This is a genomic window from Nocardia sp. CA-084685, from assembly GCF_050955785.1.
Lineage (GTDB): Bacteria > Actinomycetota > Actinomycetes > Mycobacteriales > Mycobacteriaceae > Nocardia.
This window is the reverse complement of record NZ_CP192094.1, coordinates 7,506,301-7,520,106: the sequence shown is the minus strand read 5'-3', so window position 1 is coordinate 7,520,106 and position 13,806 is coordinate 7,506,301. Positions and strand designations below refer to the sequence as shown.

The 13,806-nt window shown below is 64.2% G+C and carries 13 protein-coding genes, 1 tRNA gene and 1 pseudogene; 6 read left to right on the top strand and 9 right to left on the bottom strand.

Going from position 1 to position 13,806, the window contains the following annotated elements; all coding sequences use genetic code 11:
- Positions 1–557: 557 nt before the first annotated feature.
- Together ACQP2U_RS33445 and ACQP2U_RS33440 are read left to right on the top strand one after the other, a co-directional pair.
- Positions 558–1,751, top strand: a complete 1,194-nt coding sequence (locus ACQP2U_RS33445; RefSeq protein ID WP_433711129.1) for a Cmx/CmrA family chloramphenicol efflux MFS transporter — start codon at positions 558–560, stop codon at positions 1,749–1,751.
- Positions 1,741–2,739 (top strand): IS481 family transposase, encoded by a 999-nt coding sequence (locus ACQP2U_RS33440; RefSeq protein ID WP_433711128.1) that lies wholly within the window; start codon positions 1,741–1,743, stop codon positions 2,737–2,739. Before ACQP2U_RS33445 ends, ACQP2U_RS33440 begins: the two co-directional genes overlap by 11 nt.
- Before the next feature lie 144 nt (positions 2,740–2,883).
- Here the strand turns inward: ACQP2U_RS33440 and ACQP2U_RS33435 are convergent, their stop codons facing one another.
- Positions 2,884–4,074, bottom strand: coding sequence for a Gfo/Idh/MocA family protein (locus tag ACQP2U_RS33435; protein WP_433711127.1), 1,191 nt, complete (start codon positions 4,072–4,074; stop codon positions 2,884–2,886).
- On the opposite strand from ACQP2U_RS33435, the gene ACQP2U_RS33430 reads away from it, so the two are divergent.
- A complete protein-coding gene (locus tag ACQP2U_RS33430) occupies positions 4,073–4,672 on the top strand; it encodes a TetR/AcrR family transcriptional regulator (RefSeq protein ID WP_433711126.1) in 600 nt (199 codons plus the stop codon). The genes ACQP2U_RS33435 and ACQP2U_RS33430 overlap by 2 nt on opposite strands.
- A gap of 33 nt (positions 4,673–4,705) precedes the next feature.
- Here the strand turns inward: ACQP2U_RS33430 and ACQP2U_RS33425 are convergent, their stop codons facing one another.
- Entirely contained in the window at positions 4,706–5,074 is a 369-nt protein-coding gene (locus tag ACQP2U_RS33425) for an ACT domain-containing protein (protein ID WP_433711124.1), read from the bottom strand.
- 168 nt (positions 5,075–5,242) lie between these two features.
- On the opposite strand from ACQP2U_RS33425, the gene ACQP2U_RS33420 reads away from it, so the two are divergent.
- Positions 5,243–5,315, top strand: a tRNA-Ala gene (locus ACQP2U_RS33420).
- A gap of 216 nt (positions 5,316–5,531) precedes the next feature.
- Here ACQP2U_RS33420 and ACQP2U_RS33415 read toward each other — a convergent pair.
- From ACQP2U_RS33415 to ACQP2U_RS33405, 3 genes are all read right to left on the bottom strand, one after another.
- Positions 5,532–6,089, bottom strand: coding sequence for a hypothetical protein (locus ACQP2U_RS33415; protein WP_433711123.1), 558 nt, complete (start codon positions 6,087–6,089; stop codon positions 5,532–5,534).
- A 197-nt stretch (positions 6,090–6,286) separates the two neighbouring features.
- On the bottom strand, positions 6,287–7,075 hold the full coding sequence (locus ACQP2U_RS33410; protein ID WP_433716659.1) for a tyrosine-type recombinase/integrase: 789 nt from the start codon (positions 7,073–7,075) through the stop codon (positions 6,287–6,289).
- 14 nt (positions 7,076–7,089) lie between these two features.
- Positions 7,090–7,470: a hypothetical protein gene (locus ACQP2U_RS33405; protein ID WP_433716813.1), complete on the bottom strand. Its 381-nt coding sequence runs from the start codon at positions 7,468–7,470 to the stop codon at positions 7,090–7,092.
- Between the two features lie 118 nt (positions 7,471–7,588).
- Here ACQP2U_RS33405 and ACQP2U_RS33400 point away from each other — a divergent pair, with 118 nt between their 5' ends.
- Positions 7,589–8,077 (top strand): TetR/AcrR family transcriptional regulator C-terminal domain-containing protein, encoded by a 489-nt coding sequence (locus tag ACQP2U_RS33400; protein ID WP_433711122.1) that lies wholly within the window; start codon positions 7,589–7,591, stop codon positions 8,075–8,077.
- Positions 8,078–8,675: 598 nt separating this feature from the next.
- On the opposite strand, the gene ACQP2U_RS33395 is transcribed toward ACQP2U_RS33400, so the two are convergent.
- Genes ACQP2U_RS33395 through ACQP2U_RS33385 form a run of 3 tightly spaced genes read right to left on the bottom strand, consistent with a single transcriptional unit; the run spans position 8,676 to position 11,994 of the window.
- Positions 8,676–10,334, bottom strand: a complete 1,659-nt coding sequence (locus ACQP2U_RS33395) for an ABC transporter permease (RefSeq protein ID WP_433711121.1) — start codon at positions 10,332–10,334, stop codon at positions 8,676–8,678.
- The gene (locus ACQP2U_RS33390; RefSeq protein ID WP_433711119.1) at positions 10,331–11,269 is read right to left on the bottom strand and encodes an ATP-binding cassette domain-containing protein; all 939 of its coding nucleotides are present in this window, start codon (positions 11,267–11,269) and stop codon (positions 10,331–10,333) included. Before ACQP2U_RS33390 ends, ACQP2U_RS33395 begins: the two co-directional genes overlap by 4 nt.
- Before the next feature lie 50 nt (positions 11,270–11,319).
- Positions 11,320–11,994, bottom strand: a complete 675-nt coding sequence (locus ACQP2U_RS33385; RefSeq protein ID WP_433711118.1) for a TetR family transcriptional regulator — start codon at positions 11,992–11,994, stop codon at positions 11,320–11,322.
- Between the two features lie 159 nt (positions 11,995–12,153).
- Between ACQP2U_RS33385 and ACQP2U_RS33380 the strand changes: the two genes are divergently transcribed.
- Positions 12,154–12,477, top strand: a complete 324-nt coding sequence (locus ACQP2U_RS33380; protein ID WP_433711117.1) for a hypothetical protein — start codon at positions 12,154–12,156, stop codon at positions 12,475–12,477.
- Positions 12,478–12,499: 22 nt separating this feature from the next.
- Here the strand turns inward: ACQP2U_RS33380 and ACQP2U_RS33375 are convergent.
- A pseudogene (locus ACQP2U_RS33375) lies at positions 12,500–13,690 on the bottom strand (IS110 family transposase).
- Between the last annotated feature and the right edge of the window lie 116 nt (positions 13,691–13,806).

Sequence of the window (13,806 nt, the reverse complement as noted above, 5' to 3'; positions counted from 1 at the left end):
ACCCAGTTCGAATGCGTAAAAATGTATATATACGACCGTTCGTGATAGTTACGTTATGTGTTCGGGATCACTACGAAATAGTGACCTGGATCGCGTTTGAGCTCCGGATCCTGGGATGTATGTCCGGTTCTGCGGCTGGTCCGTCTCGGTGTGGATGGTGAAATTGTTATCCGCTGTGGTATTTGTGAATCCCGGTCAGCCCCGGTTCGAGTCTCATAAATCGGGTTTTGCGGCGTGTGCGCGCTTTACGACGACAGGATCTAGCTGTTGCGGGTCATGACGTTGTAGTCGTTGCTTCGGTTTGATGCGGGTGGGTTGTTAGGGTGGCGGGGTGAGTTCTCCGGAGGCGTCCAGACGGTAGCCGCTCGGCCTGTGGGCTGGGCGGCGTTGTGAGCGTGGTCCCTACTGGTCGCTGAGCGACTGGTGCGGTTTGGTATCTCGCAGCGCCGGATGATGTCGGTTTCTTGCTGTCGGGTGGATGGTTCGCCTGATTCTGCAATCCATCTCGGGTGTCGTGGATTTGGCTGCGGCGCCTTGTATCCGGGGAGTTCTCTCTTATGCCCGTTGTGGTGTTTGTGCTGGCTGCTGCGGTTTTCGCGCAGGGCACGTCCGAGTTCATGGTGTCGGGACTGCTGGAGCAGATCGCAGCCGATGTCGGGGTCTCGCTCGGTGCGGCTGGCTTGCTGACCTCGTTATTCGCGGCCGGCATGGTGGTGGGGGCGCCGGTGATGGTGATGTTGGCGGGCCGGTTGCCCGTCCGGTATTCGGTGACAGCGTTTCTGGGGTTGTTCTGTGCTGCGCATGTCGTTGGTGCTGCGGCGCCCGGGTTCGCGGTGCTGCTGGTGACGCGCGTTGTCGCGGCGGTCGCCAATGCTGGGTTCTTGGCGATCGTTCTGGCTGCGTTGCCGCAGTTGGTGGGTCCGGCGGTGCTCGGGCGCGCGAGTTCGGTGGTGGTGTCCGGGGTGACGGTGGCCTGCATCGCCGGTGTTCCCGCGGGCACGTTGCTGGGGCAGGTCTGGGGCTGGCGTTCGGCGTTCTGGGCCGTTGCCGTCATCAGCGCGGCAGCGCTGGTGCCGGTGTGGATGATGCTCGGTGGTGACGTGCGCGACGGCGATATGCCGGACGGGCAGACGCCGTCGATGCGACGCGAATGGCTGGTGGTGCGGCAGCGGCCGGTTCTGATTGCCGTCGTGGCTGGTGTCCTGGTCAACGCGGCAACCTTCGCTGGGTTCACCTTTCTGGGGACCATCACGACCGGCATCGCCGGTGGTGATCGGTGGGTTCCGGTGGTGCTGGCCTTGTTCGGTGTCGGCTCGTTTCTCGGAGTGATGGTCACCGGTCGTTACAGCGACCGTCATCAGCGGCGGATCATCCTTGTCGGAACGGTCGTCCTCGTCGGAGTCTGGCTGCTGGCCGCGGTGACCGCGCAGGCGTTGATCGGGGTGTTGGTCATGTCGGTGGTGGCGGGTGCGGGCGCGTTCGGTATCGGTTCGACGCTGATCGCGACGATCGTGCAGACTGCCACGCCGGTGGCTCCGCGTATCGCCGGTGCACTGGCGACCACCGCGTTCAACATCGGTGCCGTTCTCGGCCCCGCCGCTGCGGGTCTGCTCGTCGACCGCACTGATCACCCGACCATGGCGTTGTGGTGCAGCGCCGCCTTCACCACTGTTGCGGTGAGTGTCGTTGTGATGGGCCAGCGTCGGCGCGTCACGAGCCCGGTCGAGCAGGTGCGCGCCGATGCACGCTAACGCTCCCTTGTCGGTCGAAGGTCGGCGACGACTGGTCCAGCGGTGCCAGAGCCGCCCGATCGCTCACGTTGCCGCTGAGATGGGGATCTCGCGCCAGTGTGCAAGCAAGTGGGTCAACCGATTTCGCCGGTACGGGGAACTCGGTTTACTCGACCGGTCCTCGGTGCCGCGTCGCCAGCCCACCGCGACCACCGCGGAAGTTATCGTGCGGATCGAGCAAATGCGGCGGGAACGCAAATGGTCGGCGCGGCGTATCGCCTCCGAACTGGCCATCGAAGGCTTGTCGGTGTCGGTGCGCACCGTGAGTCGGCATTTGGCCCGGCTCGGGTTGAACCGGCGCCGGTTCCTCGACCCCGGTGGTGAAATCAACCGAGCCCCACGCCGAATCATCGCTCGCCGACCAGGGCACATGGTTCACGTGGACATCAAGAAAGTCGGCCGTATCCCCGACGGCGGCGGCTGGCGAACCCACGGCAGAGGATCCGATCACGCCAAGGCCGTCGCCCGCGCCAAAACCCACGGGACCCGCACCGGATACGTGTTCCTGCACACCGCGGTCGACGGCTACTCACGATTGGCCTACACCGAAGCGCTGCCCGACGAGAAAGCCACCACCGCCATCGGTTTCGTGTTCCGAGCGCGGGCGTTCTTCGCCGCACACGGCATCGACCGGATCGAAAGGATCGTCACGGACAACGGGTCTTGTTACCGGGCAAAAGATTTCGCGAAAGTCCTACTCGGTGCCCGCCATCAGCGGATTACGCCCTATACACCCCGCCACAACGGCAAAGTCGAACGCTATAACCGGATCCTGGCCGAAGAATTCCTCTACGCCCGCGAATGGACAAGCGAACCCCAACGCCGCGAGGCGCTCGGTGTCTGGAACATCCACTACAACTATCATCGACCCCACTCGGCCACCGGGAACCGGCCACCAGCCAGCCGCCTCCACGCCGGCGTCACCAACGTCCAGGCCTCATACATCTAGCTGGTCAGAAGGTTGACGTCGCACGGTCACCCCCTCGGTAGCCGATGGGCGTGTCGGGTACATCGGCCGGTCGAGAACGACATCAGAGCTCACCGATGTGGTCAGGCGGGCGGCGGAATCGGTCGATTCCGTGCTCTGTGTCGATTACGAGATGGCCTGGACCATTCCATCGGCCGCGGACCGTTCGATGGCGGCTAGCAGCCGGTGGTGACGTAGGGCGGTCTCGAAGTTGGGATTCGGTTGCCTGGCTTCGGTAATGGCGTGAGCGACCTCCTGGTAGAGGGCCGCAATGTTGGCCGGTGGGCCGGACTGGACGCTGGCGGGCACGGTGCGATAGGTGTCGGGCATGGCCAAGGCCTCGTCGCCGATCCGGATATCCCAGTCGCCCCAGTGGATGAACGTCCCGGGCTGGGCTGGGGTGGCGGTCAACGTTGCGTCGCTGCCGACGAGCTCGAGGCGGAACCCGTCCCGGGCGGGCCCGTTGCCGCCATGTACGGCGACCGAAGCGGTAGCGCCGTTGGCCAGCACTCCGTGCAGCAGCACGTGACTGGGCGTGGCGTTGGGCACAGTCCGCTCCGTCCCGGCGACGAGCACACGGTCGTGCGTGCGGGGCAGCCGTGCGGAGACTTCGGTCAGTGAGCCCGCGACTTGTTCGAGTGTGGCCAGGAAGTGACCGGCCATGATGGTCAGGATGTTGGTTCCCTCCGAAGGGTCGAGGCCGAACACCAGGTTCGGCGGTATTCGACTGCCGCCCCAGGGGGCGCCCTCCGCCACCAGTGAAACCGATTCGAGCATGCCGATTCGACCGTCGGCCAGGAGGTCTGCGGCGAAGCGGACGCTCGGGGAGTGATGGCCCTGGAGGACGACCGCATGAACGACTCCGGCGGCGGTGGCGGCTTCGGTCAGTTCACCCGCTTCGTCGGCGTCGACGCCCAGCGGCCATTCGGACACGACGTGCTTGCCGGCGTCGAGTGCTGCCCTGATCACGGCGGCATGTCCGGAGGCCTTCATCGAGACGACGACCAAGTCGACCTCGGGGTGCGCGGTGAGTTCACCTGCGTCGGCGAAGGCGTACCGAGCGCCGTGGGTGGCGGCCGCCCGGTCCGCGCTGGCCTGGTTGGTGGTCGCGACCGCGGTCACGTCGAACTCCTCGAGCGCTGCGAGCGCGGGCAGGTGCGAGCTGTCCGCCCAACGCTTGCCCCGACAACTCCGACTCGAATCATGTGCGCTCCTTAGTTGTGTACCTTTCGGTATGAAACTAGGTGGCGCAGAGCTCTCATGCAAGAGATAATGTACCGATAGGTAAAAAACTGGAGCGAGCACGGAGGACGGCATGCCCGGCGGACGCCCCCGCTCATTCGACGCGGAAACCGCACTCGACCGCGCGCTGGAGGTGTTCTGGCGCAACGGCTACGAGGGCACCTCACTGACCGACCTGACCGCCGCGATGGGCATCAACAAGCCGAGCCTTTATGCCGCCTTCGGTAACAAAGAGGAACTGTTCGCCAAGGTTCTCGCCCGCTACCTCCACGGCCCCGGCGCCTACACCGCCGAGGCGCTGGACGCGTCCACCAGCCGTGAGGTCGTCGAACGGCTGATCCGCGGGGCCGTCGACCTGACCGCAGGCGAAAGCACGCCCCATGGTTGCCTGTGCGTCAAGACCGTTCAAGCCTGCGGACCCGACGCGCACGCTGCACGCCAGGACGCCGTCGCGGTACGCAAAGCCGGCGAGGCGGCGCTGCGCAGACGGCTCGAGCAGGCCACCGACCTGCCGTCCCACTACGAACCAGCCGCCCTGGCCGCACTCATCCACACAATCTCGGACGGCATCGCCGTCCAGGCCGCGGCCGGGCGCCGCCGCGACGAGCTACTGCAGATCGGCACCTCGGCGCTTCGCGCCATCCTGGGCGAAGGCACGCAGACCACGCCGTGACAAAATCGGTCGAGGGCGCCGCATTCGGAGTCTTCAGCCAATCACCCGGTGGCCGGCCCGGCACAGCAGCTCAGACGCCTCGTCCACCTGATCAACGGGGATCAGCACGATGTCGCCGTCGAAGCTGGCCGCGACCCAGACCGGCACATTGCCGGCGGCGAGCGGTGTCACGATCGCAGCCAACATGCCGGTCGCGTCCGGCGGGTGCGCCTCGTCGCCATTCCACAGCGCCACCCAAGCGTCGTCGGCCGCATCCTTGCGTCGCATGCGAGCTCCGCCGTCAGGGCCGCGCACGACCGCGAGCACCTCGCCATCACGGGCGACCTCGCCGTCCGATACCGCGCGCTCCAGCACGTATCGACCCTCCAGCACCCGCAACGTCTGATGATCAGCGACCGACATCAGCGCATCGTCGCACACCGATCGCGTCCGATGTCCAGCGTTATGGAGAGTTCGTAAGGAATCACAAACGCCCCCTCCGTCACCCCTGAATCGAGGCGATTTGGTCGCCGACACGCCAGTGGTGTAACTTCGTTCAGGCAGTCAGGGAAACCCGACGGCAACCCACTCGGGGCTATGGCGCAGCTGGTAGCGCACCACACTGGCAGTGTGGGGGTCAGGGGTTCGAGTCCCCTTAGCTCCACAAGTAGAGACGAATAGGGATGTTGATCAGGGGTTTTGCCATCTTTCAGCCATGAGACCAGCTTCGATCGAGTGTCGCATATCGCCTGGTCAGCGCCTGTTTTCTTGTTCTAGTTGGCCCCCCAAGGTGTGTCTTCGTTCCGGCTCGGTGTTGATTAAGTCGGAAGGCACTCTTTCATTACCGCGACCGCGAGCCATGCTCGTCGCGAGTGTGGTCTCACCTGGTCATCATGGATTGATGTCGGGACCGAGCCCGCCCGTGTGTGTCGCGGGTGCGGACGCCACGCTCGCGCAGGCGGTTCAACACGGTGGCCGGATCGACGGCGAAGTGTTTCCCGACTCGTGCCAGGGACCAACCGAGACGGTAGAGGCGGATCGCCTCGTCGGTCTGGTCGGGGGACAGGCCGCGTCGGCGCATCGGCACGTCGTGGCGATGCAGGATGGCGCTGATGGTGGGGCGGTCGACACCGAATCGGTTGCTCAGTTCGTAGGTCGTTGCGCCAGCGACATAGTCGTGTATCAGCATCTGGATTTGGTCCTGATCGAGTTGTCGTGCCCGCCGCGGTGTGGACTGGTGGGCCACCAGGGGCGGCAGCGGTGAACTCTCGCCACCGATCGCGGTGCGTTCGTCACGACGCCGTGGCTTGTCGGCCATCTGTTCTCGCGCGAGTTCGACGAGCACCTTCGCGATCTTGCCGGCATCGGGCGGATCATGACGGAGGCCACGAACCGCAAGTTCGCCCCACCGGGTAACGGTGTTGATCGGAGTTGTCATGCGTCCACTGTCCTACCTGACGGCAAGTGGTGAGTGCCCGGGGCAGAAGGTTCTGGCTCGCAGTGGTGACCATGGTTGCTCGGTCGTTGGCCGAGTCGCAGTTCGGCGGCGGATGCTGCTGCCGAGTCCCGGAGAGTGGAAGTTGGCGGATGTGTCGGAAAGACGAGTGCAGGTGGGGACTTGATCACGAATCTCTGTCATCGATGACGCTGATTGGTGTTCAAGTGGAGGCTATTTGGGTTCGCTGGAGCATGGCACAGGTTCACCGATTGTGGTGCAATATCTGTATTCTGTTGAGTTGTAATGGTTTTCGGTACTTCAGTGGAAGTAGCTGAGTGGGGGACCGTTGTCGCGTTGTGTCGATTGGTTCGGTTTCGGTGTGTTGTCTGCTTCAAATGGGTTGTGGCGTGGGCGGAATCATTGATCGGAATGTGGTCCATTGTGGTGCCGGTCGCGTGTTGTGGGCGACCGGCACCGTGGTTGTCATGGGTGGTGGGGTTGGGGTTCGGCGGTGAGTAGTGGGTGGGGTTCTTGGGTGAGTGCTGCGAGTGCGGCGGTGATTTCGTGGAGGTCGGCTTTGACGTAGGTGGCGGTGGTGCCGTGGGTTTTCGGGTGTGGTGGCCGGCGTAGGTGCGGGCGGTGGCGTAGCCGAAGGTGTGTTCGACCCAGGTGAGGGTGGTGTGGCGTAGCCAGTGGGAGGTGATGTGTTGGGTTGCGACCCAAGGCAGGTGTTCACCGATGCGGGTCCAGAGGTGGTCATAGCGGCGGGCCGTGATGGGTTTGCCGTTGCGGTAGCGCAGCAGCTGTCCGTCGGGCGGGCTGTGGCGTTGTTCGGCGTGGTGCAGTAGGTGCCGCATGAGGGTGGGGGAGACGGGTTGCCACCGGTCGATGCCTTCTTTTTCGCGCAGCCGGATTAGGCAGTGGTGTGGGTCGAGGTCGCAGGGGCGTAGGTGTAGGGCGCCGTTGCGGCGGCAGGCCGTTTCGATGTGTAGCCGCAGTATTAGGCGTCGAGTTCGCGGTCGTTGCCGGTGAGGGAGGCGACTTGGCAGATCTGGGCGAGGAGCGGGGAGGAGATCGCCTGTCGGTGTGATGGTGGTCGGGTGGGTATTGCTAGGTGGCGGGCGGGGTTTCGGGTGGGGTGGATCCAGTTGTTGTCTTCGGCGTAGCGGTAGAGGCAGCGTGCGGTGCTGATGAAGTGTTCGCGTGCGCTGGTGCCGTTGCGGGTGCCGGTACACCGCGCCTTTGGTGAATCTGGCTGCGGCGCCGACCGCGTCCAGTGAGGTGCGGTGGTAGCCGCGGCGAACAGCCGCTCGGCCGCGTCGACGAGCGCTTGGCGGGTCTGCTCGACGTAGTCCAGGCGTTGAGGCTTGACATTGCTCACGATGCTCATAGTAAGGTTCGATACCTTAAGTATCTGTGATACTGAAGGTCTCCTTGTGATTTAGCAGACTACCGGATTGCGCATTGCTGAATTGATGCCAGTTTCCGAAGGAGTTGCCATGACACACCGCACCCCGATCGGCCACGGACTGGGTATCGCACGGCTCGCCGCGGAAATCGACTACCCGCCTCTCACCGGAGATGTGCAACGCGACATCATCGGCATCCTGGAACAGTTACGCGCCCTTTATCGATGCCACCCACGGGCACCGGAGGTCGAATCGCCGAACCTCTGCCCGCATACCATGCGATATCTCGACCACATGGCCGGCGCATTGGCGCCGACCGGCCTCGACGCCACCGCTACGCTAACGGTCATCGGCCTGCTCACAGGGTGGGTGCGCGCCCTCGCCGCACAAGAAGAAGCCGGGCTCTCCGCGCGCGCAAACATGGCCGACCACATCTCAGCGATGCTGTCCCACGGCGACTACCCACAGTTGACCGCGCTATTCGCCACCCTCGAATCCGCCACCCCACCCGACACCGACACAGCATTCCGAACGTGCATCGAAGCGCTACTGTTCGGCATCGTTCCGTTGGAACCGTGAGTCGCCCAGTGCAATAGGTGTCCCGCATTGCCATGCGCCGATGGCCATCGCAGCATCCCTGGCGCGCTCGACCACCCGAATCAATTCTCCCTCGCACCAGAATGCATCGGTACGTCGATCAACCGCCTCTCAGATCGAGCGACCTGAGTGCGGCTGGTACGTCGAGAGATCAACCATACTGACCCGATTATTAATGACACGACGGTCATAAATATATCAATTAGAATAATCATCTCGCAGACAACGAATACTGCATTCATGGCGAGCCCCTCCTTTTCGGGCTGCCTCTGCTGGATGACCACCTTGAAAAGTTCATTGTGCGCTTAACTTCCATTGGCCGATTCTTGCTACGTGACGGAACGTTGCAACTCGCCTTTGTCGAGGTCACATCCTTGATGCAGCACAACAACATCGGGATGCGTCGATAGGGATCCCGTCGGCCAGTCGTCGATACGGTGAATCGCAGCTGCAGCAGCACGATCACCCAGGATAGGGATTTCTGATATGACCACATCGCCGACTATCCGATCGGAATGGCTGTCACCGGTGGAGTGTGCTCTTGGAGCCTACGCTCCAAGAGCACACCCGGGGATACCACTCAGCGCAGGTCGCGGCGACGGAAGCCGAAAAGCCCCACTGTGATAGCCATTGCTGCAATCGCTACCAGGATCACCACCGGGGTGGCGGTGAATGATGCCGCGGGCAGCTTCGGCAGGTGACTGTATGGGTCGAGGTCCAGAACCCATTGCGGCATACCGGAGATGGATCCGAGCAGGAACAGGGCGAGCCCGCCGATGAATACGCCCCACGCCACTGGTGTCCACCGGGGCAGCAGCCCGAACAGTAGAACGGTCGCCGCTGTGAACAGCCAGATAGCCGGAAGCTGCACCATCGCCGCACCGAGCACGCGTGGGAGTTTGCCGCCGACGTCGTGGGCCGCCAGGCCGTAGGCGAGGCCACCGACGCAACCCGAAACCAACAGCAGCACTATCGGTCCCCCGAGCGCGAATGCCAGATGTGAAGCGGCCCAGCGGGTCCGGCCGATGGCGCCGGTGAGCACGGCCTCGGCACGATCGGCGGTTTCTTCCGAATACAACCGCAGCGCAGCCGAAATCGAGTACGCGGCTGCCGCGAGGCCGAGCATGGTAAATGCCATGGTGACCATCGAATCCTCGAGCACCTGCGAGCCGCCCATCCGGGCGATGATGTCGCGCATGGTCTGATTGGAACCCAGCTCGTCTCCGATGCCGTTGATCACGCTGCCGAACATCAGCGCGTACAAGCTGAGCCCCACGCACCAAGCCGCCAGCGTGCCACGCTGCATCCGCCAGGCGAGCCCGAGCGGCCCCGCCAGCGTGGAACCCGCCACAGGTGCGCCGGACCGCTCGGCGATCAGCCCCGCCCCGAGATCGCGGCGGGACAACAGAAGATATGCCGCGACGATCAGCACCGCAGTGGTTGCCGCGTGCAGCAGCAGAATCCACCAGTGGTCGCCGGCGAACGGCCGCACCTGCAACGACCAGCCCAGCGGTGACAGCCAAGTGAGCACGTTTGTGGGACCGTCACCGGCACGTGCGTCACCGATCGCGCGCAGTGTATACGTGACCGCCAACACGGCGAAGGCGATACCGCGCGCGGTCCTGGCACCGGCGCTGAGCTGCGCGGCCACCGCAGCGACGGCGGCGAACACGATGCCCGAGGCGGCCTCGGCGAGCCCGAACGCGAGGGCACCATTGCCGGGCACCCCGGCGCCCTTGATGCTGGCAGCACCGATCAGCCCGGTGGCCAGCGCACCTCCGCAAGCGACCGTCAGCGCGGCAGTGAGGCTCGCGAACCGCCCGACCTGGGTCGAGGCGAGCAGTTCCTCGCGTCCGGTCTCCTCCTCCGCGCGAGTGTGGCGGATAACGGTGAGAATCGTCGCGATCGCGATGAGCGCATGAAACGGCCCGGCCTTCCATACCCCCGCCGCACCGAGTGTGAGGTTGTAGATCGGTCCGTACATGGCCAACTGCGCCGGGCTGGACAGGATCGAGTTCGCGAAGTCGGCCAGATCGGCCGGGGTGTTGACAAGTTTGTCGACACTCTTGACGTAGACGCTGCCCAGTGGGGCCGACAGCAGCAGCACCCACAGCGGCAGCACGATGCGGTCGCGCCGCAGATACAGCCGTAGCAGTTGCAGGGTTCCGGCGAAAGCTGAGGCGCCGCGGGTGGATTCGGCGAATCCGTAGTGCGGGTGCGTGGCGGTGGCGGTCGTCATTTCGATGCCCCGGCGTAGTGACGGCCCGAATCATTACTGCCGGCGTCGTGGCCATCGAGCGAATAGTGGCGCAGGAACAGCTCTTCCAGCGTCGGCGGCTGGCTGACCAGGCTGCGCACACCGGCATCACCGAGGATCCGGATCAACTCACCCAGATGTTCGCTGTCGACCTGGCAGCGCAGGGTGTGGTCATCGATGCTGACGTCTTCGACTCCCGCGATCCGGCCGAGATTGCGCGGATCACTGATCATTTCGGCCTTGATCGAGGTGCGGCTCAGATGCCGCATCGACGCGAGCGTGCCGCTCTCCACCGTCGCGCCGGCACGGATGATGGTGACGCGGTCACACAGCGTCTCTACCTCGGACAGGATGTGGCTGGACAGCAGCACCGTCACCCCCCGATCAGTGGCCTCCTGGACGCATTCCCCGAAAACCTGTTCCATCAACGGATCCAGCCCCGAGGTGGGCTCGTCGAGCATCAGCAGATTCGCGTTCGAGGAAAACGCCGACACCAGGGCGACCTTCTGCCGGTTGCCCTTGGAATAGGTGCGGGCCTTCTTGCGCGGATCCAGCTCGAACCGCTCGATCAACTCCTCGCGACGATCGTGATCCAGGCCGCCGCGCATGCGGGCCAGCAGATCGATCGTCTCACCGCCGGACAGCGTCGGCCACAGCGTGACATCACCCGGAACATAAGCGATCTCGCTGTGCAGACCAACCGCGTCGGCCCACGGATCACGGCCGAGTACACGCACCTCGCCCGAGGTGCGGGCCAGGATGCCCAGCAGAATACGGATAGTGGTCGACTTGCCCGCCCCGTTAGGACCCAGGAAGCCGTGTACTTCCCCCTCGACGACTTCGAGGTCGAGACCGTCGAGAGCGTGTACTTGTCCGAAATGCTTGCGCAGGTCGCGGACGACAATTGCCGATGACATCGAATCTCCTTGAGAGACTGAGGATCAATATTTGCATGTGAGAATTGGGTTCACCGTTCGGCGAGCAGGGCATCCAGCACCGTCGAATCGGTGAACAGACCGTGCGTGCTCATCTCGACCGCTGGCAGCATCATCTGGTCGGCGAACTCGCGAAGCGCCTTTCGATAATCGAGCTCCCCGTCGTGGCTAGCCTCGTGCAGTTGCAGGAAGAAGAAGAACCCACCGCCGCTCTGGGTCGCCAGATAGCGGGCCGTCGCCTTGAGATCCGTTGGTGAGCGCAAGGTCCCAGCCTCGATGCCGATCGCCAGATACGCCTCGACGTCGGCCACCATCTGCTCGAACCACGTCACCAGAAGGGCGCCGCCCGTCTGAAAGGTCCGCATCAAGTAGGCAATGAGTGGCGCGTACTCCTCGATCTCCGTGAGCGCTTGCAGCGTCGCAGTCGGCGAAGGCTCCAGCACGTACTCGGTCTTCGCTGTCCGGATGAGCGAACGAACATGCTCGTCGCACGCCGCTCGAAGTCCATCCTTGGACCCGAAGTGATGATTCACCAACCCGGGTGACACACCCGCCGCCTTCGCGATCGCTCGAACACCGACCCCGAACCCCTCCTCGCCGAATACGACGATCGCGGCATCCCGGATACGGGCCCGAGTGTTGAGATCCGCAGGCGGATCCTTCCGGTACGGTTGCTCTCTTAAACGCATGTTTAGTACATTAAACACATGTTCAGTTGTCGCGCAAGTGTCAGATCCCTGGTTCCTGGGAGGTCTGCTGGTGGTCGGCAGATTGGGGGTGTCCCTATGGTTGTTGTCAAGTCGCGGGGTCGATGTTGTGACTGGTGACGGTGTTGGGCGAAGCCGGTGGTCGGTAGCGTGATTTGGGTGGCGAGGAAGGCTGAACGGCAGGCTGCCCGTGCGTCGGTGGCTGCGTATCACGAGGCGCAGCTCGGTGTGCTGATCGAGCACGTCGGTCGGGCGGTGGATCGGTTCCGTGCGGGCGAGCAAGACGCGTTCGAGGTCGACGCGGCGATCCATCGGTTCCATCGAGCGGCCCGGCAGCTGTGGTCGTTCTGTGCCCAGTCCGGTTCACAGGTGGAATCGGCCGCGCACCTGATTGCGCGGATGGCCGATGACGGCGACACCATCGATTGGTGGCAGCGTGGCGCGCCGGCCAGAGCCCGAAGTGCCGAGGATCTGGGCGTGTGATCCCTGCCGGTGGTGTGGCAGCTCAGGCGGTGGCATGTCGCGAATTCCGGTAGGGCTGTTTGGTTTGAGCATGGCGTAGAGGACATCGCAGCGGCGGCGAGCCAGGCAGATGAGGGCGGCGTTGTGTTTCTTGCCTTCGTCGCGTTTTCGCGTGTAGGCGCGGCTGGCTGGGTCGTGGAGCGCGGCGAAGACGGACAGGAACAAGGCGCGTTTGAGTTTGTGGTTGCCTGATCTGGCGGGGTGTTCGCCGCGGATGGAGCTGCCGGAGCGGTGAGTGACCGGGGCGATGCCGGCGTAGGCGGCGAGGTGTGCGGCGGAGGCGAACGCGGAGCCGTCGCCGACTTCGAGCAGGATGCGGGCTCCGGTCCTGACTCCGACGCCGGGCATCGAGGTCAGGACCTTGGAAAGAGGGTGGTCGTCGAGCATCCTCTCGATATCGTCGGCGACCAATTTTCGTTGCAGCAGAATGGTTTTCAGTGAGTCGGCGAGTTTGGGCAGCACGACCTCAGCGGCTTTGGAGCCGGGGACGGTGAACCGACTGCGCGGGTATCGCGGCAAGGATTTCATCGACCAGTCGAGCGCCCATTCGTGGAGCGTGTTTGACCGCGATGGCGGTGAGTTTGCGCCGTCCGGCCGCCGTGATTCCGGCTGGCCCGCCGCAGCGCGACAGGATCTCCAAGACCGCCGGATGGGCGACGCGGGGCCCGAGGACGCGTTCGAGGGCGGGGTGGACGCTGGTGAGCAGGCCGCGGATGCGGTTGCTGGTGCGAGTCGCCTCCCCGGCCAGGTCGTCATCGAATCCGACCAGCACACCGAGTTCGGTCAGTGCTTCGTCGCCGGTGTCGACGCGGCGCAACGTGTGCGGCATCGTGCGGGCGGCGTCGGCGATGATGTAGGCGTCACGGGCATCGGTCTTGGCTTGTCCTGGATACAGATCGGCGATGCGGCGCATCGACAGGCCGGGCAGATACGCCACGTCGTGACCGCACGCGCGAGCGACGGTGACCGGTAGGGCGCCGATGGTGTTGGGCTGGTCGACCACGATCAGCAGTGCCCCTCGTTCGGCGAGACGATCGAACACTGCTCGTAGCCGGGCCTCGTCGTTCGGTAGCGCCTTGTCGAACAGCCGCTTGCCGCCGGTGTCGAGACCGACCGCGTGATGTTCGCCCTTACCTACGTCAACGCCGCAGAACACGGCATACGCCTGTGCCACTTCGCAGTTCCTCATCGCGTCGAAACCGGCACGGTCGCCGATCTGGCGTCAACGCCCGGCACCCACGTTATGAAGAGACCTACCCTCGGCCCTGTCCCTATCAGCGGTCCACCGAC